Genomic DNA, 26,473 nt, shown 5'->3' with positions numbered 1-26,473 from the left:
CGGCAGAACGTTGTTCTTGAAGTGATCGTCGTCCTTGAGGCCGTCCTCAATCCACTTTTTAACAGCCAGATGCTCGGCCGTGTTGTTGGGATAAGCCGGATCAACGCCGAGAGGCATGCGGTTGTCCCTCATCCGGCGGCGGATGGTGCCGCCCTTGTGCTTGCCGGCGGTGAGGATGGGATGCGGCGCGGTGCCGTCGGCGGGAGCCGCGGCGCCCGCGACGATGCCGGCGCAGGTGGTCAGGTCGAGACCGCCGGGGCTTTTCTTGCCGTCGGTGGAGTTGTGGCAGGTGACGCAAGAAGCGCCGGCGCCGAAGACGCCGGGGACACGCATCAATGTCGCAATGTTGTCATAGGTAACGTCAGCCGTCTTTAACGCGGCCTTTACGGCTTCCTTTCTGAAATCCTTTTCTTCTTCGGCGGGAGCCGCAGCCGGAGCCGCAGCAGGCTCCGCAGCGACGGCGGCGGCGCCGAAACCGAGCGCCATGCCGAAGGTAACGGCGACGGCCAGAACGGGCCATGCCTTGTTGAACTTGGTAACACCACTCATATACGAGTCCTCCCCTTCTTTAAAAGTTGTCCTAAATCCCTGTTCATTACCTGAATTCATCAAAGGCGAGTCACGATAACAAAACCCAACTAAATGACTCAACAATAAACGCGAACGCCCCCAGGTAAACCGTTTAGACGGTCACGATCTTATCATAATTTTTTTTCAGGTAAAGGCCTCGTTTTCTTTAAATTGAGAAAAAAACCTTTAAAACATTGTACGGCGGTCATATGTGTAAGGAAATTAAAGCGTTGAATACGAACAAGAGGAAATAAAATGGCATTCAAACTCCCCCCCCTGCCCTTTGCCCCGAACGCGCTTGAACCGCACATTTCGGCCAATACGCTCTCCTTCCATCACGGCAAGCACCACAATGCCTATGTCGTCAATCTCAACAATCTGGTCGGCGAGACCGATGACAGTCTGGAGGATATCATCAAGGAATCCGCCGCCGATCCCGCCAGGGCCGGCGTTTTCAACAACGCCGCCCAGGCATGGAATCATGCTTTCTATTGGAACTCGATGAAGCCCGGAGGCGGCGGCGCCCCTTCCGGCAAGGCGGCGGCGGGCATCGACGCCTCCTTCGGTTCCTTCGACAAGTTCAAGGAGGAGTTCACCAACGCCGCCCTTACCCAGTTCGGCAGCGGCTGGGCGTGGCTGGTTGTTGACGGCAAGGCCGCCAAGGCCGGTTCAACTGATTGTCGCGGAGGGGGAGACGTTGTCGAGTGCGCCCGCCTGAAGGTCGTCAAGACCGCCAACGCCGATACCCCCCTCGCCCACGGCCAAACGCCGCTGATCACCTGCGACGTATGGGAACACGCCTATTATCTGGATTTCCAGAACCTCCGCGCCAAGTATGTGCAGACGTTCCTTGATCATCTGGTCAACTGGGATTTCGCCGAGACTAATTTGGGGTAGAGCGCTCGGCGTCCAGGTATTCCCGGGCCAGTTCCATGTAATGGGGGGCGGTGTCGGCGTTGTGAGCGATATCCTCCGGCGTCAGGTCGCGCATGTATCTGGCCGGCATTCCGCCCCAAAGCAGGCCCGTGCCGACGCGCTTGCCCGGCGTCACCAGCGCCCCGGCGGCGATCATCGCTCCCGCCTCCACCACCACCCCGTCCATCACCGTCGCTCCCATGCCGATGAAGCAGCCGTCTTCCAGGGTGCAGGCGTGGATGATCGCCCCGTGACCGATGGTGACGCCGGAGCCGATGATGGTGGCGAACTCGCCCAGCCTGCCCGCCCGGTTGGAGGCCACATGGACGATGGTCCCGTCCTGGATATTGACGCCTTCGCCGATGCGCACATGGTTTACGTCGCCGCGCACCACCACCCCGAACCACAGGCTCGACCCGGCCCCGATCTCCACGTCGCCGATAACCGAGGCGGTGGGGGCGATGTAGACGCCTGGGGCGATCCTGGGCATGACGCCCCGATAAGGCATGATCAGGCCGCTCATGACAACAACCACTCCCTGAGGGCGACGTTGACGGCGGCGGGCTGCTCCAGCGTTGACAGGTGGCCCGCGCCCTCGATCACTGCCAGCGCGCCGTGGGGGATGGCGGCGGCCATATCCTGATGCAGGGCCAGCGGCGTCAGGGCGTCCTGGCGACCGCACAACACCAGGGTCTTGCATTGGATGCGCTCCAGGTCGCGCCTGCTGTCGGGGCGGCTGATGATCGCCATCTGCTGGCGCTTGAAGGCATCCTTGCCGATGTTGTCGGCCATTTGCATGATCGTGGCGCACAATTCCTTGTCCTCCAGGCGGTCCTTGTGGATCAGCATGGGCAACAGTCGTTGGGTCACCCCCTTGAATTCGCCGTGGTCGCTCATGCTGATGAACATGCGGCGGCGTTCGGTTTGCTCGGCGGCGTCGGCGAGCGGCGAGGTGTCGAGCAGGGCCAGCCTTTCCACCCGATGCGGCGCCTGACGCATGATCTCCATGGCCAGATAACCGCCCATCGACAGACCGGCCAGAGCGAAAATCGCGGGGGCTTCCGCCAGCACGGAGCGGGCCATGGCCTGAATGTCGTCGTCGCGGGTAAGGTCGGCGACGCTTGTCTCGGCGATGTCGGCCAGGGCTTTAACTTGATGACGCCACAGCAGGGAATCGCACAGCAATCCGGGAAGCAGCAGCAATCGGGTTTTATTGCTCATGACATGTCCTTGATCAGCATGGAGGCAATATAGGGCCATCGGAGGCCGACAGAACCTGTTCGACGGCTTCCCGGATGTCTTCAAGGTACAGGGTACAATCACGCGACATGAATCATGTCCTTCTCAACGCGGGAACGCAGACGCGGCTTGATCATGGCGTCGGTGGCGAGGTCGATTCGCGCATGGAGCAGGGCTTCGAGATAGTCGAGCAGACCCATGTAATTGTCGAAGGTTGCCGGTCCGTCGAACTTAACCAGCAAGTCTATGTCGCTGCCGTCGTGCATTTCGTCCCGCGCCGCCGACCCGAAAACGCTAAGGCGCTTGATTGCAAAGCGCCGCTTGACCTCGTCACGATGGCTTTCCAGTAAAGACAACAGGGTGGCTCGGTTCATGGCTTGTCCCCCTCAAGAGTCGCCGGCATACTTGGCCCGGATGTCGATTGCCGACAGGCAGGATTTTTCGATTTTGATCAGCATGGAGGTAATATAGGTTAATCAGGGGCCGACGGCGAAGAAAATTTCCGGGTTACCCGCGCGCTCTCTCCACCGAGTTAATTACCGGGTTGGCCCTGAGCGCGGCGATAATGTCGGTCAGGTGCTTAACGTCCCTGACCTCGATGTCGATTATCATGTCGAAAAAGTCTGCGGCGTGATTGGTAATCTTCAGGTTTGATATGTTTCCCTTGCTCTTGGCGATCACCATCGACAGGTTGCCGAGGCTGCCCGGCTCATTGAGCACGGTCAAAAAGATGCGTCCGACGTAAAATCCGGGAGCATCGCCGTCAACTTCCCAGGAAACATCAATCCAGTCCTCAGGAAGGCCGGCGTCGGATTCAAGGGAAGCGCAGTCAATGGTGTGGATGGTTGCCCCCTTGCCGGATGTGACGACGCCGACAATTCGGTCGCCGGGCAGAGGATGGCAGCATTCGGCATAGTGAACGGCCATGCCGGGGATAAGCCCGTTAATGGTGATTGATCCGTCTTTTCCCTTCTTTTTGCCTTTTTTCCCGGCGCCGCCGTTGCCGTTGGAAGCGGATGAGGAGGTTACATTTTTATCCCTGGGATTTGTTTTCCTGATTCCGGGAAAGATGGCCTCCAGCACCTCGCGGCCGGTATGGAGACCGGCGCCGACGGCGGCGCACAGGTCATCGCCGCTGTTTTGTTTGAAGATTTTGCTTACCCCCTCCACGGCTTTGCCGGCATATTCGAATCCCTCCTCCATGAAGGCTCTTCTGAGGATAGCGCTCCCCAGTTCTATATATTGCTCCCGTTTCTTGGAGAGGACGAAGCGCCGGATGCGCGCCCGCGCCTTGCCGGTGACCACGATACGCTCCCATGAAGGAGACGGAGTCTGCGCCTTCGATGTCAGTATCTCCACCTGATCGCCGTTGTGGAGATGAGTGCGTAAAGGCATCATTTTGCCGTTGATCTTGGCGCCCACGCAACAGTCGCCGATCTCGGAGTGGACGGCATAGGCGAAGTCTACCGGGGTGGCCTTTTGCGGCAGATTGATAAGCTCGCCCCTGGGCGTAAAACAAAATACCTGATCCTGGAACATCTCCAGTTTGGTATGCTCCAGGAATTCCTCCGACCCCATCGCCTGATCGAGAATATCCAGCAATTCCCGCAGCCAGCGGTACTGGCGACCGTCGGTTTTGACGTTGTGTTGCTTGTAAAGCCAATGAGCGGCGACGCCGTGCTCGGCGACTTCATGCATTTCACGGGTGCGGATCTGCACTTCGATCTTTTGGCGCTCGGGGCCGAGGACGTCGGTGTGCAATGAACGGTAGCCGTTGGATTTGGGGGTGCTGATGTAGTCGTTAAAGCGTCCGGGAACCATTCGGTACGCGCCGTGGATTACCCCCAGCGCCCGGTAGCAGTCCTCGTTGAAGTCCACAATCACCCTGAAGGCGATGACATCCGAGAGCTGCTCGAAGGCCATATTGTTGCTCTGCATTTTTCGCCAGATGGAATAAGGCCTTTTTTCGCGGCCGAGCACTGTCGCTTTTACTCCGGCGTCGGCGAGGGTGCTTTCAATCTGTTTGATGACGCGCACGGCGACGTCTCCGCGCTGCTCGCGGAGGAATTCCAGCCGTGAGACAATGGAATTGCGGGCTTCCGGATTAATTTCAGCAAAAGCAAGGTCTTCCAGCTCATTCTTCATGTCATGCAGGCCGATGCGTTCGGCCAGCGGCGCGAAAATTTCCATCGTCTCGATGCCGATCCGCTTGCGTCTGTCGGCGCTATTCACGAAGTGAAGGGTGCGCATGTTATGCAGACGGTCGGCCAATTTGACCAGCAACACCCGTATATCGTCGGACATGGCCAGCACCAGCTTGCGGAAGTTTTCGGCCTGCTTGGCGTGATCCGACTGGAGTTCAATGCGGGTAAGTTTGGTTACGCCGTCAACCAGCCGCGCAATTTCATTGCCGAATTGGGACTCGATTTCACCAAGGGTATGAGGGGTGTCCTCGATGGTGTCGTGCAGGAGGGCGGTTATGATAGAGGCGGAATCAAGCTTGTAATCGGTGAGAATTCCGGCCACTTCCAGCGGATGCATGAAATAGGCGTCGCCTGATTCGCGCAACTGGGCGCCGTGAGCCTTGGTTGCGAACACATAGGCGCGGTTGATGGCGTCCTCATCGGCGCCGGCGTCATATTTTTTGATTTTCTCGACAAGATCAACTTGACGGATCATTCAGGCGGCCCCCGTCGATAGATTATTGAGGCCGGCGCGGAATATGGGGCGTTCAGTCCTCTTCCGACGCCGACTTCTGCCCATCGCCCTCATCCGAGGCGAAGTCGTCGTCGTCTTCCTCACGCGCCGCCGCGACTACTCCACCTTCTGCGGCAAGGCTCTGCTGGATGGCGTCAAAGTCCATTTCGTCCTCTTCCGGCTCGTCCATTTCCACATGCTTTTGCAGGCCCTTGATCAGCGTATTCTCGATTTCTTTGAGGTCGATGGTTTCATCGGCGATCTCACGCAAGGCGACAACCGGGTTTTTATCGTTGTCTCTTTCGACGGTTATCGGCGCTCCCGCAGATATGTTGCGCGCACGTTGAGCCGCCAGCATGACAAGCTCAAACCGGTTCGGAACTTTGATGATGCAATCTTCAGCCGTTACTCTAGCCATGGGGGGCAGTCTCCGCAAAGGTCAGGAGAAATAAACAGGGAAAAACGAGATTTCGACGATTATATATTTCGCATAGGCGGATAAGGCAAGGTAAATACACAAAAGCGGCAGGGTAATCGACTGAACGTCTTCATGATAGCTAAAGAGTCATTCATAACGTCCCTTCCTGTTCGTCATGCGCGGGCTTGACCCGCGCATCTACGTCTTTTTATTCGTCGCCAAGGCAAAAAAGACGTGGATGGCCGGGTCTCAGCCCGGCCATGACGGAAAAATAGGATCAAGTTCTTTCAGTTGATTGCCCTGAATACATAAAGCTATCATTGAGGAGCGAGCCATGACCATCAAACGTGAAGACATCGACAGACATCAGGTTGATTTCTCCGACATCGCCACCGGGAAGCGTCTGCCGCCGGTGCATCCGGGCGAGGTGCTGCACGACGAATTCCTGGGGCCGATGGGTCTCAGCGTCTACGAGCTGGCCAACGCCATCAAGGCGCCGCGCTCTCGCGTCAACGACATCGTGCGCAGGCGGCGGGCGATCACCATTGACACGGCTCTTCGTCTCGCACGGTATTTCGGGACGACGCCGGAGTTTTGGATCAATCTACAGACCCGCCACGATCTCGATGTTGCCGACCACAGTCTGCGCGAGCAGATCGAGCGGGAGATCGAGCCGCGCGCCGCATGATAATAAATGGAAAGAATAAAAATTTTTGAAAGTAGCCGCCGCCTATTCGACGGGAACGGCGGTTTGACCGGGGGGCAAGGCAAGGATCAGTTCCTCGACGCTCAGTTTGGAAACGGGATGGACCCAGCCCGGACACAGTTCCGCCAGCGGCAGCAAAACGAAGGCGCGTTCGTGCATCCGGGGATGAGGCAGGCATATCCCTCCCTCCTCGCCGTCCGCCACATGGTCGCCGAAGGCCAGAATATCCAGGTCCAGAATGCGCGCCGCGTTGCGTTCGCCCGGCGTCCGACCGCATTGCGTCTCAATGTCGTGCAGAATTGCCAGAATGTCGGCGGGAGGCAGCGCCGTTTTGATCTCGGCCACGCCGTTTATGTACCAAGGCTGATCCGATGCCGGAACCGGGGAGCTGCGATGCCATCGTGAGCGGCGCGGCGCGGCTATGCCTCTGTCAATGATCGCGGCAACGGCGGCTTCGCAGGTCGCCATCGGCGATCCGTAGCGGGGACTGGGCAGATTGGCGCCGATGCCGATGATAATCACTTAGTTCTCCCTTGCGGCGATGGGTAGAGAAGTCTAACTATGGGAACATAAGTTATTGTTTTTTATTATTCAGCTAACTCATTTAATAACAAAGGATTTTTCCAATGGTTTTTTATCCGCAGGAGCGTCTTAGCTTATTTATTGACGGGTCCAACCTTTACGCCGCAGCCCGCGCCCTTTCATTCGATATCGACTACAAGCAGTTGTTGAACGTCTTCGCCGCCAAAGGTCGCCTGATCCGCGCCATGTACTATACCGCCCTGACCGAAGATCAGGAATATTCGCCGATCCGCCCGCTGGTCGATTGGCTGGACTATAACGGCTACACCATGGTCACCAAGCCGACCAAGGAGTTCACCGATTCGGTCACCGGTCGCCGTAAAATCAAGGGCAACATGGATATCGAACTGGCCATCGACGTCATGGATATGTCCGATCATCTGGACCATATCGTGATATTTTCCGGCGACGGCGATTTCCGGCGTCTGGTCGAAGCCGTGCAGCGCAAGGGAGTGCGCGTCACCGTGGTCAGCACCATGCATTCGCATCCGCCCATGGTGGCCGACGAGTTGCGGCGCCAAGCCGACAACTTCATCGACCTGTTTGACCTGCAATCTGAAATCAGCCGCAGCCCCGACACCCGTCACGATCATCCGAAGACCGTTCCCGACCAGGATGAAGAGCGAGACTCGGACTGACGTTGCAACTTAATGAATAACCGTTCGCTTCCCGCAAGTGACTGTAACCGCTGTCCGCGCCTCGCCGCGTTCAGGCATGTCAACCGGGCGGCGTTTCCCGACAAGTTTAACGCTCCGGTGCCGTCGTTCGGCGATTTGAACTCTTCATTGTTGATTGTCGGTCTGGCGCCGGGCCTCAAGGGCGCCAATTTCTCCGGTCGTCCCTTCACCGGCGATTATGCCGGCGATCTGTTGTATGCGGCCCTCGACCGCTACGGCCTGTCCGAGGGAACATACGGGGCCGACGCCGGGGACGGACTAAGGCTCGTCAATACCCGCATCACCAACGCCGTCAGATGCGTTCCGCCCGCGAACAAGCCTGTCGCGGCGGAGGCGGCTCAATGCCGGCCCTTCCTCGCCGACGAGATAGAAAGCATGGGCGAACTGAGGGTTATCCTGGCTCTGGGCGTTCTCGCCCACGATGCCGTTCTGGCGGCGTTGAGAATAAGAAAAAGTCTTTTTAGATTCAGGCACGGCGCCTTTCACCGGCTGACGGAGCGGCCGGTCATGGCCGACAGCTATCATTGCTCGCGCTATAACACCAATACCGGAAAACTGACCGAAGCCATGTTTTACTCCGTCTTTGATGAAATTACCCGGATGCTTTGACCCGATATTTTCTGGTATACCCTTCTCCGGCCATAAATTGAGGAGATTCGGACGTGGAAATTGTCTGCCTTGACCTGGAGGGCGTACTGGTCCCGGAAGTTTGGATCAATTTCGCCGAACGCACAGGCATAAAGGAACTGAGCGCCACCACCCGCGATATTCCCGACTATGACGCGCTGATGCGCCAACGCCTGAGAATACTCGATGAACATGGCCTGAAAATCCATGACATTCAGGATGTTATCAACGGCATGGGGCCGCTGGAGGGGGCCAAGGATTTCATCGACCGGCTGCAACAGCGCTATCAGGTGGTGATCCTGTCGGACACCTTCTACGAGTTCGCCGAGCCGCTGATGCGGCAACTCGGTTGGCCGACGCTTTTTTGCCATCGCCTGGAGATCGAAGCCGATGGTCGCGTCGGCAACTATGTGCTTCGCATGCGCGACCACAAGCGCCAGGCGGTTCTTGCCTTCAAGCAATTGAACTTCAAGGTCATCGCCGCCGGCGATTCCTATAACGACACCACCATGCTGAAGGAGGCGGACGCCGGGTTCCTGTTCAGGGCGCCCGCCAATGTCATCAAGGAATTCCCCCAGTTTCCGGTGACGGACGACTACGATGAACTGCGCGCCATGTTTGACCGGGCCGGCGCCGGATTTTGAATGTCCATAGAACTTTACTTCTGCAACAGGTCCATTATAATAAACAGAGCAAGTAACATTTTGTTTGTAAATGGGCTAATGCTTTGACCAGCGTGTGCATGCTTGATTCGGCGACGCCGAAGCCTGTAGCGCCGAAACCGGCGCAAAAACAATCACCCGTCAAAACGCCTGCGTACAGCCCGAAGGGGTTGGCGGTCAGGGTCAGCTATAAGTGCAATATCGGGTGCAGTCATTGCTATAACCAATCAATTCCCGGAAACGATGTCGTAATAGACGAGGGGCGGCTGCTTGAGGTGATCAAGGAAGGGGCCGGCAGCGGGTTCAATAATATCGGCATTACCGGCGGCGAGGCGCTTCTGCACGCCGGCATGGTGCTGAAAGCTCTCAGGTTTGCAAGAGACAGCGGCTATAAAGGCGCGGTTTCCCTCATGACCAACGGCTTCTGGGGGAAGACGGAAAGTTCGGCCGGCAACATGGTTCGGATGCTGGGGGAGGCCGGGTTTTCTCCGCCGCCGGATCGCATCAATCTGAGCGCCGGCGAATACCATCAGGAATGGATACCGATCGCCAATATCAAGAATGTAGTGCAGGCTTACTATGAAGCCTTCAAGGCGCCCATTAATCTGGATTTTGAATATGCGAAGGGCAACGATGCGCTCTTGCAAAAATTACTGGATTATTTTGCCAAGTATAATATTCCCAAGGAAGCGTACAATCTGCAACACCGGAAAAATATCGCTCTTTTGGGAAGGGGACGAGGGCTTTCCATCGGAACGAATCCGCCGGCGCCAGTTAGTACTTTCGGTTTGTGCAAAAGCATCGGCCGGTTCGTTATCCAGCCGGACGCTAAAGTGGTCCCATGTTGCGGCTTTAACCGTTTTAATCGCGGCATCATTTTGGGAGATGTCTACAAAAGTTCCGTCGCGGCGATAATCGAGGATACTAACAAGAATATTATCTACCAGTATCTTCTGCATAAACCTATGCATGAAATACACCGTATTTTGAGCAAGAAATTCAAACTGCGGGACAGTTATACCTCAGGCTCCGCCTGTGAGCCTTGCGAGGAGATATTCGGCAAGGAAGAACACATTTCTTATCTTGAAAGCGTCGCCAATGTGGAATTGGCCGGCTTGCTTCATCCCGAAAGCAAACCTGCGGGCAAGGGCCACTTCCATGATGAAGGAAAAAATCCATACAATAATGGAAAATCAGCGTCGTCAGTTTTGGACAAAATGGCCGGCAGCCCGAAAGCCGCCGTCGTTACGGATATAATAACCGGGGACAAGGGGAAAGTTATGCAGCCAGCGAGCAGCGTAGTCAAAACAGCGGTCGTGACGCCGGTCGCGTCGCCGGTATGCGCAAAACCGGATGATGGCGTTGATCTGGCGAAAATGAGCGTTACGATGCTGAATCGCCTGATTGACGATGCGACGGCGGCCCGCGATAAAAAAATCAGGGAAGAGCGTGATTTGCGCATCAGGCAGATCAAACAGATGGCGAAAGAATATAATATCAACCTCCGTGATCTGCTGGATAAGCCGCAAGAAAAAACTCCCGTACCTCAACAGGCGGCGGCGGTAAATCCGGCAAAACCGGCGGCGGAGAACCTGACCAAACCGGAGAAAACCCCGGAGAAAGCAGCGGCTCAATCTCCGGCTAAGGCAAAAAAGCCGGCGGCTCCTAAAAAGGCGGCGGCAAAGCGCTCTATATCGCCGGCTGGCCGGTCGACGGTATGAGTTCGTCTTCCGACAGCATCAGTTCGACCGAGAAAGTGTCCTTGGAATAAACTTGCGAATTGTCCGTCAGCTTTCCCTCCATGCCGATTCCGGTCATGATTCTTCTGACCTTCGCGGCCTCGCTTTCATCGACGATGATGCGACGGGCGTGATTTCCCCTCAATCGCGGGCCATTTATTTCGGACAAAGAATATTTGATTCCGTTAGTCTTTAAAAGGTCCTGGAAATCCTCAAAAGTCGAGGCGTAAGGGACATCAACATCGGTGGTTTTAAGCGCTTTCTTGAGGGCGTAAATATTATTGCGATCTAAAATAAGCCTGAGATTGCGGTAATGCAGATGGAAACCGTCGTTGCATTCCTCCAGGGATATTTGGCGCGGAGTACAGGCGGATTCGGGTTCCAGTTGGCTATCGGTCCAAATCTTGACATTCTCCCGGGCGGCGTCCGGCGACGGACGGTCTTGATAATTGACCGTTTTCATAATTTTCATCAATTCGGCTGATTGCGCGCTGAAAGCCCGGGCAATTACCTCGAACTCCTTGCGGCTGAGTTCAATTTGCAGATCGCGGTAGTGGATTTTAATATTTTCATCCACTTCCAGATAAAAGTTTGCATTCTCTGATTTATTAAGCCCATCGCTACGGTGAAGCAATTTCACTATGACATCCATGGTCGGCATCCTCTTATCAAAGTGCTGCGGTCACGCGATAACGCGCCCGAACGGAACTCGATCCGTTATATATCGACCCGCCATGGCGCAATGCAACGATTTCAGTTAAGCGCTACCCCTTGCCGCGCAGCAGTCTTGCCTTGTCCCGATTCCAGTCGCGATCCTTGACGGAGGCGCGTTTGTCGTAGGTATGCTTGCCGCGAGCCAGGGCCAGTTCCACCTTGGCCATGCCCCTTTCGTTGAAATAGATGGATAACGGCGCCAGGGTCATTCCCTTGCGGCGGATTCCGGCGATCAGTTTCGCAATCTCGCGTTTGCGCAGCAACAACTTGCGGGGGCGTTTGGGTTCGTGGTTGAAGCGGTTGGCGGATTCATACTCGGGTATATGGGCGTTGAGAAGGAACAGTTCGCCCTTAACTTCGCCGGCAAAAGACTCAATGATCGAAGCGCGGCCCTGACGCAGGGATTTCACCTCGGTTCCGGTAAGCATGATGCCGGCATGGAAGGTCTCCTCGATGAAATAGTCATGGCGCGCCTTGCGGTTCTGCGCCGCGATCTTTCCGCCGTCGGTTTTTTTCTTGCGGGCCATTAAAAGGCGGTCAGGGGAGCAGCCCGGCGCCGCGCAGGGCGCTTTTTACGCGCTCTTTGGTATTGTCGCTGACCTCGCACAGGGGAAGACGAGTGTCGGCGGCGCAAATCCCCAGCAGGCTTGCGGCGTACTTCACCGGGCCGGGGCTTGTTTCGGCGAACATGGCGGAATGGACCGGCGACAACTTGTCCTGCAAAGCCATCGCCTTGCCGATATCCCCTTCCCGCCAGGCCCGCTGCATGTCGGAACACAGCCGTGGCGCAATGTTGGCGCTGACCGAGATGCAGCCGTGGCCGCCGGCGGCCAGAAACGGGATTGCCGTGCCGTCTTCCCCGGAAAGCTGGCAAAAATCACTGCCGCAGGCCAGACGGGTAAGAATGGGCCGGTTGAGGTCGGAGGTGGCGTCCTTGACGCCGATGATATCGGGCAGTTCGGCCAGTCTGGCCATGGTCTCCACCGTCATGTCAACGATACTGCGTCCGGGGATATTGTAAATAATGATCGGCAGGCCGACGGCGTCATGGATCGCCTTGTAATGGCGATAGAGGCCTTCCTGCGTAGGCTTGTTGTAATAGGGAGTCACCACCAGCGCCGCGTCGGCCCCCGCCTGCTTGGCGTGGAGGGTAAGATCGATTGCTTCGTCGGTGGAATTGGAGCCTGTGCCGGCGATCACCGGAATCCTGCCGCGCACGACCTCTATGCACAACTCGACGACGCGCTTGTGTTCATCGTGAGTCAGGGTCGGCGATTCGCCGGTCGTGCCGCAGGGAACAACGGCATCGGTTCCTTGTTCGATCTGCCGTTCGATAAAGGCCCGGAAGGCGGCTTCATCAAGATGCTGATCCTTGAACGGCGTTATCAATGCGACGATAGATCCCTTGAACATAGCTTTCTCCTTAAGTGGAGCGGCGAACATATCCTTATCGCAACCGCTTGGGCAAGCGGTCGCCCAAATATTGGCTCTAGCCAGATCGCGCAATAGGGATTAAATACGGCGTTTGAATTGCTTGAATAGGTTTTTACTTCATGATTACGGTTATTCTTGTCATCCATCTGCTGGTCGCCATCGCCATGGTCGGCGCGGTTCTTCTTCAGCGTAGCGAAGGCGGAGCGTTGGGCATGGGCGGCGGCGGCATGGGTGGTTTCATGACCGGCCGCGCCACCGCCAACCTGTTGACCAGAAGCACGGCGATTCTGGCTTGCTGCTTTTTTGTTACCTCCATGACCCTTGCCATCCTGGCCGGCGGAGAGCGTTCGAAGCGTTCGATTCTTGACGAGCCGACGCCGGCGGCGCTGGAAAATCCGGTCGCGCCCGCCGTTCCCCAAGAGCCTAGCGCTCCGCTGGCCAAGTAAAAGAGCCGAGTGAAAAAAACTTTCCGAAAGGCGGCGTCAAGCCGCCTTTTTTCTTTATTAAATCAGATCAATTAGCTTACAGTGTCGGTCCATGACGCGGTTTATCTTTATCACCGGCGGCGTGGTTTCCTCTCTCGGCAAGGGATTGGCGTCGGCTGCTCTCGGGGCGCTGCTTCAGGCGCGCGGGTTCAAGGTCCGCCTGCGCAAGCTCGATCCCTATATCAATGTTGATCCGGGAACCATGAGTCCCTACCAGCACGGCGAGGTCTACGTCACCGATGACGGCGCCGAGACCGATCTGGACCTGGGTCATTATGAACGCTACACCTGCGTCAACGCCAAAAAGAGCGACAACGTCACCACCGGGCGCATCTATTCGGACGTTATCGCCAAGGAACGGCGCGGCGATTATCTGGGGGCCACGATTCAGGTGATTCCCCATATCACCAACAAGATCAAGAAATTCATCCTTGCCGATCTTGACGGAGAAGACTTCGTCCTGTGCGAGATCGGCGGCACCGTCGGCGATATCGAGAGTCTGCCGTTTCTCGAAGCCATCCGCCAGCTCGGCAACGAATTGGGGCATGAGCGCGTCATGTATGTGCATTTGACGCTGCTGCCCTACATCCCGGCCGCCGGCGAGTTGAAAACCAAGCCCACCCAGCACTCGGTAAAGGAGTTGCTCGGCGTCGGCATCCAGGCCGATGTCCTGCTGTGCCGCGCTGATCGGGAGATTCCCGATTCCGAGCGCCGCAAGATCGCTCTGTTCTGTAACGTGCGTCAGGAAGCGGTGATCCCGGCCCTGGACGCCAAAACCATCTACGAAGTGCCTCTGCGCTACCACGAGGAGGGGCTGGACGAGCAAGTTTGCCGCCATTTCTCTCTTGATGCGCCGCCGCCGGACCTGTCGCGCTGGCAAGACGTGGTCGAACGGATCACCAAGCCCGAGGGTGAGGTGACCATCGCCGTCGTCGGCAAATACACCGGCATGTTGGACGCCTATAAGTCACTTTCCGAGGCCCTGGCCCATGGCGGCATCGCCAACAACGTGCGGGTAAATCTTGACTGGATCGATTCCGAGATATTCGAACGCGAGGACGCCGTTCATTATCTCAATGAAGTTAACGGCATTCTCGTTCCCGGCGGCTTCGGCGAGCGCGGCGTCGAAGGCAAGATCGCCGCCGTCAAATTCGCCCGTGAACACAAGGCGCCGTATTTCGGCATCTGTCTGGGCATGCAGATGGCGGTGATTGAGGCGGCGCGCTCCCTGGCCGGCGTCAAGAACGCCAATTCCAGCGAGTTCGGCCCCTGCAAAAATCCGGTGGTCGGCCTGATGACCGAGTGGACCAGGGACGGCAACATGGAGCGCCGCCGCGCCGACGGCGATCTGGGCGGGACCATGCGGCTCGGCGCCTATGAGGCCAGACTGGCCGAGGGAACTATGGCTCACGAAATTTACGGAACCGCAGAGATCAGCGAACGTCACCGCCACCGCTATGAAGTAAACATGGCCTATGAACAGGCCCTGGCCGACGTCGGCGTTATCTTCTCCGGCAAGTCGCCCGACGGCGTGCTGCCGGAAATTGTCGAAATGCCGAGCCACCCCTGGTTCATCGGCGTACAATTTCACCCTGAACTGAAATCCAGGCCCTTCATGCCCCACCCCCTGTTCGTCTCGTTCATCAAAGCCGCCATCCACCAGTCGCGGCTGGTGTAGGGGGAGTAATATGATCTCTCCCCGCCATGTCGCCATCGGCCATCTTACTCTCGGCAATGACCTTCCCATGGCGCTGATCGCCGGGCCGTGCGCCATGGAAAGCCGCAGTCACGCCATGGAAACGGCCTCCGCCTTGAAGGAAATGGCCGAAAAACTGGGCATCGGACTGATTTACAAAAGCTCGTTCGACAAGGCCAACCGCACCAGTTTTGCCGGCCCTCGCGGCGTCGGCATGAAAGACGCCCTGCCGATATTCGCCGATATCCGCGAAACTCTCGGCCTTCCGGTGATTACCGATGTCCACGAAATTTCCCAGTGCGCGGCGCTGGTCGGCGCCGTCGATGCGCTGCAAATTCCCGCCTTCCTGTGCCGCCAGACCGACTTGCTGAAAGCGGCGGGAGAAACCGGCCTTGCCGTCAACATCAAGAAGGGACAATTTCTCGCCCCCTGGGACATGGTCAACGTGGTCAAGAAGATGGAAGCGTTCGGCAACAGAAAAATCATGCTCTGTGAGCGCGGCGTTTGTTTCGGCTATAACCGGCTGGTCTCGGATATGCGCGCCCTGCCCGAGATGGCCGCCACCGGCTATCCGGTGGTCTTCGACGCCACCCACTCGGTGCAGGAGCCGGGCGGGCAAGGAGAAACTACCGGAGGCGCCCGCGAGATGGCTCCGGTGCTGGCCCGCGCCGCCGTTTCCATCGGCGTCTCCGCCGTCTTCGTCGAGACCCATGAAAACCCGGATAAAGCGCCGAGCGACGGGCCAAACATGATTCCTCTCAATGAGTTGCCAGGCATTGTTGAGACTTTGATTGAATTTGACAGGTTGGCCAAATCACGACCGATTTCCCTCAAACAGGAGACAAGCTGATGACCGCGATCATCGATATCCACGCCCGCGAGATTATTGATTCAAGGGGCAACCCCACCGTTGAGGTAGAGGTGGTTCTGGAGACCGGATCAGAGGGCCGCGCCGCCGTGCCGTCGGGGGCTTCGACCGGCGTTCACGAGGCTATGGAACTACGCGACGGCGACAAGAAACGCTACGGCGGCAAGGGCGTGCTTAAGGCCTGCGAGGCGGTCAACGGCGAAATCTATGACGCTTTGTCGGGCATGGACGCCGAGGATCAACTGCGCATCGACCGCATCATGATTGACCTTGACGGCACCGCCAACAAGTCCCGCCTCGGCGCCAACGCCATCCTCGGCGTCAGTCTGGCGACGGCCAAGGCGGCGGCCGATGAGCTGGCGCTTCCGCTGTACCGCTATATCGGCGGCGTCGCCGCCCATGTGCTGCCGACGCCGATGATGAACGTCATCAACGGCGGCAAACATGCCGACAATCTCATTGATCCCCAGGAGTTCATGATCGTTCCGGTAGGCGCCGAAACCATCGCCGAGGCCGTGCGCATGGGGGCCGAGGTGTTCCACGCCCTGGCCAAGGCGCTGAAGGACGCCGGACACAACACCAACGTCGGCGACGAAGGCGGCTTCGCTCCCAACCTGAAAAGCTCCGACGAGGCATTAAGCTTTATCATGAAGGCCATCGAGGCCGCCGGTTATCGACCGGGCGACGACATGGTGCTGGCCCTCGATCCGGCTTCCAGCGAGTTCTATAAAGACGGCAAGTATGTCCTGAAGGGCGAAGGCAAGACCTTTGACGCCGAGGGAATGGTAAAATTCTATGAAGGTTTAGTGTCGCGTTATCCCATCTTCTCCATCGAAGACGGCATGGCCGAGGACGATTGGGACGGCTGGAAACTTCTCACCGATGCGCTCGGCGCGAAGGTCCAGATCGTCGGCGACGACCTGTTCGTCACCAATGCCTCGCGGCTGAAAGAGGGCATCGCCAAGGGGGTCGCCAACTCCATCCTTGTCAAACTTAACCAGATCGGCACCCTCAGCGAGACCCTGGAGGCCGTGGAAACCGCCCATCGGGCGGGCTATACGGCGGTTATATCGCACCGCTCCGGCGAGACCGAGGACTCGACCATCGCCGATGTCGCGGTGGCCGTCAACGCCGGCCAGATCAAGACCGGATCGATGTCGCGTTCCGACAGGATGGCCAAATACAACCAACTTATCCGCATCGAGGAGGAACTGGACGATATCGCCGTATACGCCGGCAGATCGGTGCTGAGACGATAACCTCCCCCTGCCCTCTCCTTGAAGCAAGGAGGGGAAAGCGGTAGAAAATAATTCCTCCCCCTTGCTTCAAGGGGGAGGTCGGGAGGGGGTAAGGCGGAAAATATGCATTTAACGAGTTTAGCCCCCGGACATCTGCGCCTCGGCGTGAACATTGACCATGTGGCGACTATCCGCAATGCGCGGGGCGGCGATCACCCTGATCCCGTTCGCGCCGCCATGCTTGCGGTAAAGGCCGGGGCCGACGGCATCACCGCCCACTTGCGGGAGGATCGTCGTCACATTTCCGACAGGGATATCGAGCGTCTGGGGCGAGAAATCACCATCCCCATGAATCTGGAGATGGCGGCGACGGAAGAAATGCTCGCCATCGCCTTGCGCTACAAACCTCATGCCGCCTGTATCGTCCCCGAGAAGCGGGAAGAGCGCACCACCGAGGGCGGCCTTGATGTTATTGCCGGGGCCGGGCGCTTAAAACCATTCGTCAGGGCCTTGGGCGCGGCGGGAGTGCGCGTATCGTTGTTCGTTGAACCAGAAATGGCGCAATTGGAGGCGGCGGCGGCCATCGGCGCCCCGGTGGTTGAATTGCATACCGGAAGCTATTGCGACGGGAAAAGTAATAATGAGCTTGCGCGGATCGAGGCCGCCGCCGCCCACGCCGTAAAGATCGGCCTTGAATGCCATGCCGGACACGGCCTGACCTTTGATTCCGTCGGTTCGGTCGCCGCTATCTCGTCTATCGTCGAACTGAATATCGGCCATTTTCTGGTCGGCGAAGCCATCTTCTGCGGTTTTGAGAATGCCGTCAAACGCATGCGCGGCCTTATTGACGAGGCGCGGCGACAATGATCCTCGGCATCGGCTCCGATCTTTGCGATATCCGCCGGGTTGAAAAGACCCTGGAGCGGTTCGGCGAACGGTTTATCATTCGCCTTTACACCGAGACCGAACGCCAAAAGGCGCAGAGCCGCGCCAACCCGGCGGCGGTCTACGCCATGAGCTACGCCGCCAAGGAAGCGTGCGTCAAGGCGCTTGGCACGGGGTTTCGCGGGGGAGTCTCCTGGCGCGACGTGGGGGTGAATAACCACGCCTCGGGCAAGCCGTTTTTGACCCTGACCGGCGGCGCCGAAAAACGCCTGGGTGAGTTATCGCCTCCCGGCATGAAGGCGCAAATCGACCTCAGCCTGAGCGACGAATACCCGATGGCGATGGCGATGGTGGTGATTTCCGCAGTTCCGTCGGCCTCGCGGCTTGACAGGGATCATATAGGCTGTCTTGATCTGCCCGGTTCGAAATAAAATCAACACCTCCCCCTGCCCCCTCCTTGGTAAGGAGGGGAAAAAATCCTTCTCTTACCAAGGGGAGGCCGGGAGGGGTTGAATTACATTTGCGGGAGTCACTTAACCGGTGAGCAACAATAATCAAAACGGATTCCGCGAAGGGATCAACACCATCTTGTACGCGGTGGTGATTGCCCTGGTCGTCCGCACCTTCGCCTACGAGCCGTTCAACATACCCTCCGGCTCGATGCTTCCGACATTGCTGGTGGGCGATTACCTGTTCGTTTCCAAGCTCTCCTACGGCTATAGCCGTCACTCTCTTCCCCTCAGTCTGCCGCTGATATCGGGGAGGATTTTCGCCGCCGAGCCGGAGCGCGGCGACGTTGCCGTTTTCAAGCTGCCGATTGACAATAAAACCGACTATGTCAAACGAATCGTCGGCCTTCCCGGCGACAAGATACAGGTCGTTGACGGCATCCTGAATATCAACGGCAAGGCCGTAAGCCGCAAGCAGGCGCCTGATTATCTCACAAAGGACAGTTTCGACGTTTCCACGCGCTTCACCAGTTTCATCGAGACTCTCCCCAACGGCCGCGAGCATTACATCCTGGAGGAAAGCGACCGGGAATACATTGATAACACTCACGTCTACACCGTGCCGGAAGGTCATTATTTCGGCATGGGAGACAATCGCGACCACTCCAAGGACAGCCGCTTCGCCGATGTCGGCTTTATTCCCAGGGAAAATCTGGTGGGGCGCGCCGATTTTCTGTTTTTCTCCATCAACGGCCAAGTGCTGAAATTCTGGGAGTGGGGCAAGTCGTTACGGTTCAACCGCTTTTTCACGAGCATCGAATGACGGGCGGCTCCGCGTCATTCCTCCGAATTCCGGGCCATGATTTTCACCGGCCCGAACTCCTGAAGCAGGCCCTCACCCATTCCAGCTCCGTTCGCGGTCAAACCGTCTCCAACCAGCGCATGGAGTTTCTGGGCGACCGCGTTCTGGGTCTGGTGGTGGCCCGCATGCTCTATGAGCGTTTCGGGGGCGAGGAAGAAGGAGAGATGTCGCGCCGGCACGCGGCCTTGGTCAGGCGCGACGCCCTGGCGCGGGTAGCCGCAGACATCGGCCTCGCCCCGCATATCGACATGTCGCCGGCCGAAGAACAGGCCGGGGGGCGTTCCAATCCCGGCATTATAGCCGATGCCTGCGAGGCGGTGATCGCCGCCCTTTATCTGGACGGCGGGATAAAAGCGGCGGAGGATTTCATCATCCGCTGCTGGACGCCGCTCATTGATGAAGACGCAAGCCCCCCCAAGGACGCCAAAACCGAGCTTCAGGAATGGGCGCAGGCGCACGGCCTGGGACTTCCTTCATACCGTCAAGTTGACCGCCAAGGGAAAGACCACGCTCCCGTGTTTTTCGTCGAGGTGACGGTAGAGGGCTTTGAGGCGGCGGCAGGGTCCGCTTCCAACAAACGCGCCGCCGAGCAGGAGGCCGCCGGGGCCATGTTGTCAAGAATTAACAAAACATGACGGAAGCTGCCGACAATCAGCGTTGTGGTTTCTTCGCCATCCTCGGAGCGCCGAACGTCGGCAAGTCCACCCTGATCAATCGCCTCGTCGGAGCGAAGGTTTCCATCGTTTCCCCCAAGGTGCAAACGACCCGCGCCCGGGTGCTAGGCATCGCCGTTGAAGGCGGCGCCCAACTCGTGTTCATTGATACTCCGGGGATATTCAAACCCAGGCGTCGCCTGGACAGGGCGATGGTGGCGGCGGCCTGGGGAGGCGCCGCCGACGGCGATCTGGTGCTTCTACTAGTAGACAGCCAAAGCGGCATAGATGCTGACACCCGTCGAATAATCGAGGGTCTGGCCGAGCGCCGCTCGGCAACGCCGGCCTCACCTGACGTTATTCTTGTCCTCAATAAAATCGATATCGTGAAAAAGCCGCGTCTGCTGACCCTGGCCGCCGAATTGGCGGCCAAGGGGATATTTTCCGAAACCTTCATGATCTCGGCCAAGGACGGCTGCGGCGTCGATGATTTGCGCTCCTTCCTCGCCGGTCGCGCCCCCCCCGGACCCTGGCATTTTCCCGAAGACCAGTTATCGGATATGCCTCAACGATTGCTGGCCGCCGAGATCACCCGCGAGAAGCTGTACCTTCAACTGCGTCAGGAACTCCCCTACGCCGCCACCGTCGAAACCGAGACATGGGAGGAAAAGAAGGACGGCTCCGTCAAGATCAGCCAGATCATCTATGTCGAACGCTCCAGCCAGAAGGGGATCGTCCTCGGCGAGAAAGGAGCGCGCATCAAGTCCATCGGCGAGGAATCACGCAAGGAATTGGCGGAAATCTTCGAGCGCGTCGTCCACCTTTTCCTGTTCGTCAAGGTGCGCGAAGGCTGGGGCGATGACCCGGATCGCTACCGGGACTGGGGACTCGATTTCAACGCATGAATAGACTCAATAAAAAATTATCCATAAAAAAACAACCTTATGCTAAATCCATTTATACTTGATTGTTATTGAAATATCTGATTAGTATAGAACCATGCGGCGGAAAGTCCCTCTCTTTCTCCTGCTACCCTGGGAAATCAAAAATAATAAAAAATACAGAGGGGAGGACATAAACATGGGCATTCTTAACAGAATCTTGCTGATTCTATGCGCGTCGTTTCTTGGCGCGTGCGCTTTACCCGCTCAGGTACAGATGGCGTCGTGGGCGCTTGACGGCGTCAGCATGCTGACCTCCGGTAAATCCGTCACCGATCACGGCATTTCCATCCTGGCCAAGAAGGACTGCGCCATCTGGCGCGGCGTCAAAGGCGACGATATATGCCGGGAAGGCGAGGATATCCTGACCGCCTTCGCCGAGGCGATTTTAACGCCGGCGGAAGCGCCGGTCGAAGTCGGCGAACTGGCCGCCTTCGAGGTCGCCGCCGGAGCCGTTGACAACACGGAGGATGTTATCGAGACTCCCGCCGTTTCGCTCTTTGCGGCCGACCGTGAAGTTGCCGTTGCGGCCCCTGAGCCGACGCAACAAGCGCCGACCGTAAAAACGCCGCCGTCTACTGAAGACAACATCTACTATGTGATCGGCAGTTTCACCGGCCCGGCCCGCGCCGAACGTCTGGTCGCCGATTATGCGCGGCTGGACGGCAAGGTAATGCGCGGCAACAGCACTAACGGTAAAGAGATATTCCGCAGCGTCATCGGTCCTTTCCGTTCGGATGAACGGGCGGACGCGCAAAGGCAAATCATCAAGGCCGGGATCAACGATGCCTGGGAAACCCGCGTCGATCATCGCCGGTGGACTGTCTATCAGCCCATCGAAACGGCGATGAACATGGGGGTCTATAATTACATTTCCGGCTTTGATTAACGCTTATGCCGACCATGGCGGGAAGCGGTGCTTTTCTGGAATTATTATCGTAATTTCAAAAATTGTGTCCTTGGAATTCAAAAACAATCTCACGCCAAGACGCAAAGGCGCAAAGTTTAGACCCATTTTTCATTTTACCTTTCTTGGCGTCTTAGCGTCTTTGCGCGAGCTATGTTCATCTATGTTTCATGGTCTCCATGTTTTGTTGTCTCTGACTGAGTTCCAGGGGAATTCGGGGCCGAGGTTGACGGCGACCGGGCCGAGGCGCATATTGGGAACATGACGGCTATTACTTTTGACACGTTGGAGATGGCCCGCCGGTTGCGGGAAGAAGCGCATTTCACTGCCGAACAGGCGGAGGGGACCGCCCGTGTGCTTGCGGAAAGCTTGTCCGAAGTCTCCGGCCTCGCCACCGCCGGGGACATTCACCGGCTGGAAGCCAAAATAGATCGTCTGGAAGCCAAGATCGATCAGGTCGAACTGCGCATGACCGCTCGCCTGGGCGCCATGATGGTGGTAGCCGTCGGCGCCGTGGCCGCCATGGTCAAGCTGTTGTAGGCCGGAACGGTTTGCGTCCGGAATTGATGTCTCCGTAATTGGATATCCTGATCATCAGCCTTGCCGCGTTTTTTGCCTCAGGCCTTACGCTTTTCTCGGGCTTCGGCCTGGGGACCGTGCTGTTGCCGGTGTTCTCCGCCTTCTTCCCCGTTCCCGTAGCTGTCGGCGCGACGGCGCTGGTTCATCTGGCCAACAACCTGTTCAAGCTCTCGCTGCTCGGACGTCACGCCGACCCCGCGACGGTCTTCCGCTTCGGAATGCCGGCCGTGGTTTCGGCTTTGGCCGGGGCGGCGCTTCTCATGTCCGTTTCGACGCTGTCTCCGCTGTTTGCCTACAATCTGGCCGGTCACGGTTACGAAGTGACGCCCGTCAAACTGACGGTAGGGGCGCTTCTGCTGATCTTCTCCGTCGCCGAGTTGGTTCCGGCTTTTACCTCCCTTGTCTTCGACAGGCGCCATATGTTTCTGGGCGGCCTGCTTTCGGGCTTTTTCGGCGGACTTGTCGGCCTGCAAGGCGCTCTTCGCTCCGCTTTTTTGATCAAGGCCGGGCTTGACAAGGAAGCCTTCGTCGCCACCGGCGTCGTTATCGCCGTCATGGTTGATATCAGCCGTCTGGGCATCTACGGGACGACAGGTCTTCTCGACGCCGCCGCCGTCCTTCCCCAGGCGGCGGCGGGATGCATGGCGGCTTTCCTCGGCGCTTTTGCGGGCGCCAAGCTTCTGAAGAAGGTGACGCTTCGCTTCTTGCAGATTGTTGTCGGCGTCCTGCTGTCCGTTGCCGGCGTCGTCATGATGGCGGGACTGATTTAATCCTTACCGGGGGGGCTACTTCCCGGAATTATCGGAATTGGAGGCCTTTTGCCGTTTGGGTTTCCACCGGCGGGATTTGGTATAAACTCCATTCATGGAATGGACGGATGAAGGCATTGTGCTGTCGGCGCGGGGACATGGCGAGACATCGGTCATCGCTTGCCTGCTGACGCAATCCCACGGCGTTCACGCCGGCATGGTTCGGGGCGGCAAGGGCAAGCGGCATCGCGGCGTCCTGCAACCGGGGAACCGTCTCAAGGCCGTCTGGCGCGCCCGTCTGTCCGAACATCTTGGAACCTATGCTTTGGAGATGGTTAACGCCTATGCCGCGCCCTTCCTTAACGATCCGACGCGCCTGGCCGTCCTGAGCGCGGCGTGCGCCGTCTGCGAGGCGGCGCTTCCCGAACGCGAGCCTCATGGCCGGGTATTTAACGGGCTGGCGGCGCTTCTTGATTCCCGGGACGGCGATTGCCGGCCGTCAGTTTATGTCAAATGGGAGTTGGGATTGCTCGCCGAACTGGGGTTCGGGCTGGATTTAACCGGTTGCGCCGCTGGCGGAAGCAATGATCAGCTTGCCTATGTTTCTCCTAAATCGGGACGCGCCGTGTCCCTTTCAGCGGGAGAACCTTACAAAAAGTTGCTGCTGGCGTTGCCGGGATTTCTGATCGACGGCGGCGAGAGCGATGCCGACTCGCTGGCCGACGCCATGAAACTTACCGGTTTTTTCCTGGAGCGCTACGTCTTCGGCCATCACGGCGGCTCGATGCCGCCGGCGCGGCGGCGACTGGCCGAGCGCCTTTCCCGCCGGTGACGCGACGCCGTGTTATGCTTCGCAGATCGCCCAAAAAGTTTCGGCCTTGAGGCCGGCGCCGCCGACCAAGCCGCCGTCAACGTCGGGCAAAGCCCGCAGCTCCCCGGCGTTCTCGGCGTTCATCGAGCCGCCGTATAACAGGCGCGTCGCTTGCGCCTCGGCTTCGCCGAAATCGTCCGTCAGCCGGTCGCGGATGCAGGCGTGGACTTGTTCAACCTCGTCATTAGTGGGAGTGCGGCCTGTGCCGATAGCCCATACCGGCTCATAGGCGATGACCGTGTTTACCGCCCGCATGGAAGACGGCAGCGATCCGGCAAGTTGGTCCTTGATCACCTTCAGGGTGTTGCCGGCATTGCGTTCGGCTTCGGTTTCGCCGATGCAGACGATGGCGATCAGTCCGGCAATGTGCGCGGCTTCGGCCTTGGCCTTGACCACGGCATCGGTTTCGCCGTGTTGGGCGCGGCGCTCGGAATGGCCGACGATAACATAGGCGCAGCCGACATCAGCCAGCATGGCGGCGCTGACATTGCCGGTATAGGCGCCTGCCGGTTGATGGTGGCAATCCTGGGCGCCCAGCAAAATGCCCGAACCGGCGACGGCTTCGCCAACTCGGGAAAGCATGGTGAACGGCGGACAAACCAGCATATCAAACGGATGGTGGTCCCTGCCCTTCATGCGTTCCGCCAGTTGACGGGCAAGGTCCATGCCGCTTTCCCCGCATCCGTTCATTTTCCAGTTTCCGGCGATAAGCGGGCGTCGGCTCACGGTCATGTCGGTTGTCCGATTTTTGGGCATGCGGGTTAAGGGGAGACGATTCTAGCACAGACCGAAAGTTCCATTATATAAAATTACGGTGTTGCGGGTCTTGGAATGCGCTTTTATGATGCGCCGCCTTGATGCGCCCTCGCCAAATCTGAAAAACCGGAGCAGCCGAGAACGTCCATGCTGGAGTTAATTCGCAAACGCGCCACCGGGATTGTCGTTAAATCCTTTCTCGGCATTCTGATTCTCAGCTTTGCCTTGTGGGGCATCGGCGACGTGGTGCGCGGCATCGCCACGGAATCCGAAGTGGCTACGGTCGGCGGCGTCAAGATTTCCCCGGAAAGCTTCAATGTCGAGTTGCAGCGCGAGATGAACCGCCTGCGCTCCTCGCTCGGCGACCAGCAGTTCGACCTGGAGCAGGCCAAGGCCCTCGGCGTCGTCGACATGGTTCTTGCCAATATGGTCACCAAGACTCTTTTCAGTCTGGGCGCCGATGATCTGGGCGTGGCCGCAAGCGATGGCGTTATCAACGATGAGATCAAAAGAAACCCTGAATTCAACGGCCCTCTCGGCAAGTTCGACCGCTTCACCTTCCAGCAGGTGCTTCGCAACAACGGATTCAGCGAGAGCGGCTTCATCAGGATGGTTCGTGACAACATCAAGCGCTCACACCTTCTGGATAGCGTTGTCGGCGGCGGCGTTGCGCCCGTCGCCATGGCCGAGGCCATATACAATCACCGCCGGGAGAAGCGGGTTGCCGAGACCATCGAACTGGCCGACGCCGCCATGACCGGAATCGCCGAACCTGCCGAAGCGGACCTCGTTGTTTTCCACAAGGAAAACGCCGCCCTGTTTACGTTGCCGGAGTACAGGAAACTGATCTTTATCTCCATAACCGCTGATGAGTTGGTCAAGGATATCGCCGTTGCCGACGAAGAGATCAATGAGGCCTTCAAGAACCGCCAGGACGAGTTCAGCGCCGCCGAGCGCCGCCACCTGCAACAGATGGTGATGGCCGACGAGGAAACCGCTGAGCGCGTTCATAAATTGCTCGTCGAAGGCGGTGATTTCGTCAAAACGGCCAAGGATGTAGTCGGCCTGGACGCCGATACCCTGGAAATGGGCGCCTTCACCCATGAAAACATTATCGCCGAACTGGCCGATGCCGTTTTCCAGTTGCCGGTCGAAGGCTTCTCCAAGCCGGTGAAGAGTCCCCTGGGATGGCATGTTCTGCGGGTTACCGGGATCGAACCGGCGCGCCGGCAGACCATAGACGAGGTGCGCGCCGCGTTGTCAAACACTCTCGCCGGGGAAAAAGCTGTCGATGCCTTGTTCAAGCTTGCCAATCAGATGGAGGACGAACTGGGCGGCGGCGCCACTCTTGAAGATGTCTCCTCGCGGATGGGCCTGAAGCTGATCGCCGTGGACGCCATTGAGGCAACGGGCAAGGACGCCGCCGGCAAGCCGGTCGAGGGCCTCCCGTCCGGCAGCTTCCTCAAGGTCGCCTTTGAAACCGCTGAAAACACCGACAGTCTGCTCACCGAGGCCGGCCCGAACGGATATTTTATCCTTAGGGTTGACAAGGTG

At 58.1% G+C, this 26,473-nt stretch carries 29 protein-coding genes and 2 pseudogenes (1 of these 31 running past the window's edge); 20 read left to right on the top strand and 11 right to left on the bottom strand.

The window, feature by feature from the left end; genetic code table 11:
* Positions 1-549, bottom strand: a pseudogene (locus A3H92_07985) (hypothetical protein).
* A 276-nt stretch (positions 550-825) separates the two neighbouring features.
* Here A3H92_07985 and A3H92_07980 point away from each other — a divergent pair.
* Positions 826-1,467, top strand: coding sequence for a superoxide dismutase (locus A3H92_07980; GenBank protein ID OHC75972.1), 642 nt, complete (start codon positions 826-828; stop codon positions 1,465-1,467).
* On the opposite strand, the gene A3H92_07975 is transcribed toward A3H92_07980, so the two are convergent.
* The 5 genes from A3H92_07975 to A3H92_07955 form a co-directional block, all read right to left on the bottom strand.
* Entirely contained in the window at positions 1,454-2,008 is a 555-nt protein-coding gene (locus tag A3H92_07975; protein OHC75971.1) for a gamma carbonic anhydrase family protein, read from the bottom strand. The two genes, A3H92_07980 and A3H92_07975, sit on opposite strands and share 14 nt — an antisense overlap.
* A complete protein-coding gene (locus A3H92_07970; GenBank protein OHC75970.1) occupies positions 2,005-2,706 on the bottom strand; it encodes an alpha/beta hydrolase in 702 nt (233 codons plus the stop codon). The genes A3H92_07975 and A3H92_07970 overlap by 4 nt, the downstream gene beginning before the upstream one ends.
* 98 nt (positions 2,707-2,804) lie before the next feature.
* Positions 2,805-3,098, bottom strand: a complete 294-nt coding sequence (locus A3H92_07965; GenBank protein OHC75969.1) for a DNA polymerase subunit beta — start codon at positions 3,096-3,098, stop codon at positions 2,805-2,807.
* Between the two features lie 133 nt (positions 3,099-3,231).
* Positions 3,232-5,403, bottom strand: a complete 2,172-nt coding sequence (locus A3H92_07960) for a GTP pyrophosphokinase (GenBank protein ID OHC75968.1) — start codon at positions 5,401-5,403, stop codon at positions 3,232-3,234.
* 52 nt (positions 5,404-5,455) lie between these two features.
* The gene (locus tag A3H92_07955; GenBank protein ID OHC75967.1) at positions 5,456-5,839 is read right to left on the bottom strand and encodes a DNA-directed RNA polymerase subunit omega; all 384 of its coding nucleotides are present in this window, start codon (positions 5,837-5,839) and stop codon (positions 5,456-5,458) included.
* Between the two features lie 334 nt (positions 5,840-6,173).
* On the opposite strand from A3H92_07955, the gene A3H92_07950 reads away from it, so the two are divergent.
* Positions 6,174-6,527 carry an addiction module antidote protein, HigA family gene (locus A3H92_07950; protein OHC75966.1) on the top strand — a complete coding sequence of 118 codons (354 nt, stop codon included), beginning with the start codon at positions 6,174-6,176 and terminating at the stop codon, positions 6,525-6,527.
* Positions 6,528-6,569: 42 nt separating this feature from the next.
* Here A3H92_07950 and A3H92_07945 read toward each other — a convergent pair whose 3' ends face one another.
* Entirely contained in the window at positions 6,570-7,067 is a 498-nt protein-coding gene (locus A3H92_07945; GenBank protein ID OHC75965.1) for a 2-amino-4-hydroxy-6-hydroxymethyldihydropteridine diphosphokinase, read from the bottom strand.
* 104 nt (positions 7,068-7,171) lie between these two features.
* On the opposite strand from A3H92_07945, the gene A3H92_07940 reads away from it, so the two are divergent.
* The 4 genes from A3H92_07940 (at position 7,172) to A3H92_07925 (ending at position 10,814) form a co-directional block, all read left to right on the top strand.
* Positions 7,172-7,765 carry an NYN domain-containing protein gene (locus A3H92_07940; protein OHC75964.1) on the top strand — a complete coding sequence of 198 codons (594 nt, stop codon included), beginning with the start codon at positions 7,172-7,174 and terminating at the stop codon, positions 7,763-7,765.
* A gap of 12 nt (positions 7,766-7,777) precedes the next feature.
* Positions 7,778-8,413: a uracil-DNA glycosylase gene (locus A3H92_07935; GenBank protein OHC75963.1), complete on the top strand. Its 636-nt coding sequence runs from the start codon at positions 7,778-7,780 to the stop codon at positions 8,411-8,413.
* A 53-nt stretch (positions 8,414-8,466) separates the two neighbouring features.
* Positions 8,467-9,075, top strand: a complete 609-nt coding sequence (locus tag A3H92_07930; GenBank protein ID OHC75962.1) for a phosphoserine phosphatase — start codon at positions 8,467-8,469, stop codon at positions 9,073-9,075.
* A 188-nt stretch (positions 9,076-9,263) separates the two neighbouring features.
* Positions 9,264-10,814 carry a hypothetical protein gene (locus tag A3H92_07925; GenBank protein OHC75961.1) on the top strand — a complete coding sequence of 517 codons (1,551 nt, stop codon included), beginning with the start codon at positions 9,264-9,266 and terminating at the stop codon, positions 10,812-10,814.
* Here A3H92_07925 and A3H92_07920 read toward each other — a convergent pair.
* The 3 genes from A3H92_07920 to A3H92_07910 all read right to left on the bottom strand — a co-directional run bounded on the left by A3H92_07920 (position 10,783) and on the right by A3H92_07910 (position 12,959).
* On the bottom strand, positions 10,783-11,493 hold the full coding sequence (locus tag A3H92_07920) for a hypothetical protein (protein ID OHC75960.1): 711 nt from the start codon (positions 11,491-11,493) through the stop codon (positions 10,783-10,785). The genes A3H92_07925 and A3H92_07920 overlap by 32 nt on opposite strands.
* Positions 11,494-11,596: 103 nt before the next feature.
* Positions 11,597-12,073 carry an SsrA-binding protein gene (locus A3H92_07915; protein ID OHC75959.1) on the bottom strand — a complete coding sequence of 159 codons (477 nt, stop codon included), beginning with the start codon at positions 12,071-12,073 and terminating at the stop codon, positions 11,597-11,599.
* 10 nt (positions 12,074-12,083) lie between these two features.
* Positions 12,084-12,959, bottom strand: coding sequence for a 4-hydroxy-tetrahydrodipicolinate synthase (locus A3H92_07910; GenBank protein OHC75958.1), 876 nt, complete (start codon positions 12,957-12,959; stop codon positions 12,084-12,086).
* Between the two features lie 140 nt (positions 12,960-13,099).
* Between A3H92_07910 and A3H92_07905 the strand changes: the two genes are divergently transcribed.
* From A3H92_07905 to A3H92_07845, 13 genes are all read left to right on the top strand, one after another.
* Entirely contained in the window at positions 13,100-13,426 is a 327-nt protein-coding gene (locus tag A3H92_07905) for a preprotein translocase subunit SecG (protein OHC75957.1), read from the top strand.
* Positions 13,427-13,517: 91 nt separating this feature from the next.
* Positions 13,518-15,143 (top strand): CTP synthase, encoded by a 1,626-nt coding sequence (locus A3H92_07900; GenBank protein ID OHC75956.1) that lies wholly within the window; start codon positions 13,518-13,520, stop codon positions 15,141-15,143.
* Between the two features lie 10 nt (positions 15,144-15,153).
* Positions 15,154-16,011: a 3-deoxy-8-phosphooctulonate synthase gene (locus tag A3H92_07895; protein ID OHC75955.1), complete on the top strand. Its 858-nt coding sequence runs from the start codon at positions 15,154-15,156 to the stop codon at positions 16,009-16,011.
* Positions 16,011-17,288: a phosphopyruvate hydratase gene (locus tag A3H92_07890; protein OHC75954.1), complete on the top strand. Its 1,278-nt coding sequence runs from the start codon at positions 16,011-16,013 to the stop codon at positions 17,286-17,288. The genes A3H92_07895 and A3H92_07890 overlap by 1 nt, the downstream gene beginning before the upstream one ends.
* A gap of 102 nt (positions 17,289-17,390) precedes the next feature.
* The gene (locus A3H92_07885; GenBank protein OHC75953.1) at positions 17,391-18,134 is read left to right on the top strand and encodes a pyridoxine 5'-phosphate synthase; all 744 of its coding nucleotides are present in this window, start codon (positions 17,391-17,393) and stop codon (positions 18,132-18,134) included.
* A complete protein-coding gene (locus A3H92_07880; protein ID OHC75952.1) occupies positions 18,131-18,583 on the top strand; it encodes a holo-ACP synthase in 453 nt (150 codons plus the stop codon). The genes A3H92_07885 and A3H92_07880 overlap by 4 nt, the downstream gene beginning before the upstream one ends.
* A 109-nt stretch (positions 18,584-18,692) precedes the next feature.
* A complete protein-coding gene (locus A3H92_07875; protein OHC75951.1) occupies positions 18,693-19,424 on the top strand; it encodes a signal peptidase I in 732 nt (243 codons plus the stop codon).
* The gene (locus tag A3H92_07870) at positions 19,421-20,098 is read left to right on the top strand and encodes a ribonuclease III (GenBank protein ID OHC75950.1); all 678 of its coding nucleotides are present in this window, start codon (positions 19,421-19,423) and stop codon (positions 20,096-20,098) included. Before A3H92_07875 ends, A3H92_07870 begins: the two co-directional genes overlap by 4 nt.
* Positions 20,095-21,021 carry a GTPase Era gene (locus A3H92_07865; GenBank protein ID OHC75949.1) on the top strand — a complete coding sequence of 309 codons (927 nt, stop codon included), beginning with the start codon at positions 20,095-20,097 and terminating at the stop codon, positions 21,019-21,021. The genes A3H92_07870 and A3H92_07865 overlap by 4 nt, the downstream gene beginning before the upstream one ends.
* A gap of 175 nt (positions 21,022-21,196) precedes the next feature.
* Positions 21,197-21,946, top strand: coding sequence for a hypothetical protein (locus tag A3H92_07860; GenBank protein OHC75948.1), 750 nt, complete (start codon positions 21,197-21,199; stop codon positions 21,944-21,946).
* A 279-nt stretch (positions 21,947-22,225) separates the two neighbouring features.
* A complete protein-coding gene (locus tag A3H92_07855; GenBank protein ID OHC75947.1) occupies positions 22,226-22,504 on the top strand; it encodes a hypothetical protein in 279 nt (92 codons plus the stop codon).
* 38 nt (positions 22,505-22,542) lie between these two features.
* Positions 22,543-23,313, top strand: coding sequence for a hypothetical protein (locus A3H92_07850; GenBank protein OHC75946.1), 771 nt, complete (start codon positions 22,543-22,545; stop codon positions 23,311-23,313).
* A 94-nt stretch (positions 23,314-23,407) separates the two neighbouring features.
* Complete coding sequence (locus tag A3H92_07845) at positions 23,408-24,124, top strand: DNA repair protein RecO (protein OHC75945.1); 717 nt, start codon at positions 23,408-23,410, stop codon at positions 24,122-24,124.
* Positions 24,125-24,136: 12 nt separating this feature from the next.
* Here the strand turns inward: A3H92_07845 and A3H92_07840 are convergent, their stop codons facing one another.
* Entirely contained in the window at positions 24,137-24,895 is a 759-nt protein-coding gene (locus tag A3H92_07840) for a triose-phosphate isomerase (protein OHC75944.1), read from the bottom strand.
* A gap of 171 nt (positions 24,896-25,066) precedes the next feature.
* Here A3H92_07840 and A3H92_07835 point away from each other — a divergent pair.
* Positions 25,067-26,473, top strand: a pseudogene (locus A3H92_07835) (hypothetical protein); it runs 54 nt beyond the window's last position.

The organism is Rhodospirillales bacterium RIFCSPLOWO2_02_FULL_58_16, from assembly GCA_001830425.1.
Taxonomy (GTDB): Bacteria; Pseudomonadota; Alphaproteobacteria; order Rhodospirillales; family 2-02-FULL-58-16; genus 2-02-FULL-58-16.
This window is presented reverse-complemented; position numbering and strand designations above follow the sequence as displayed.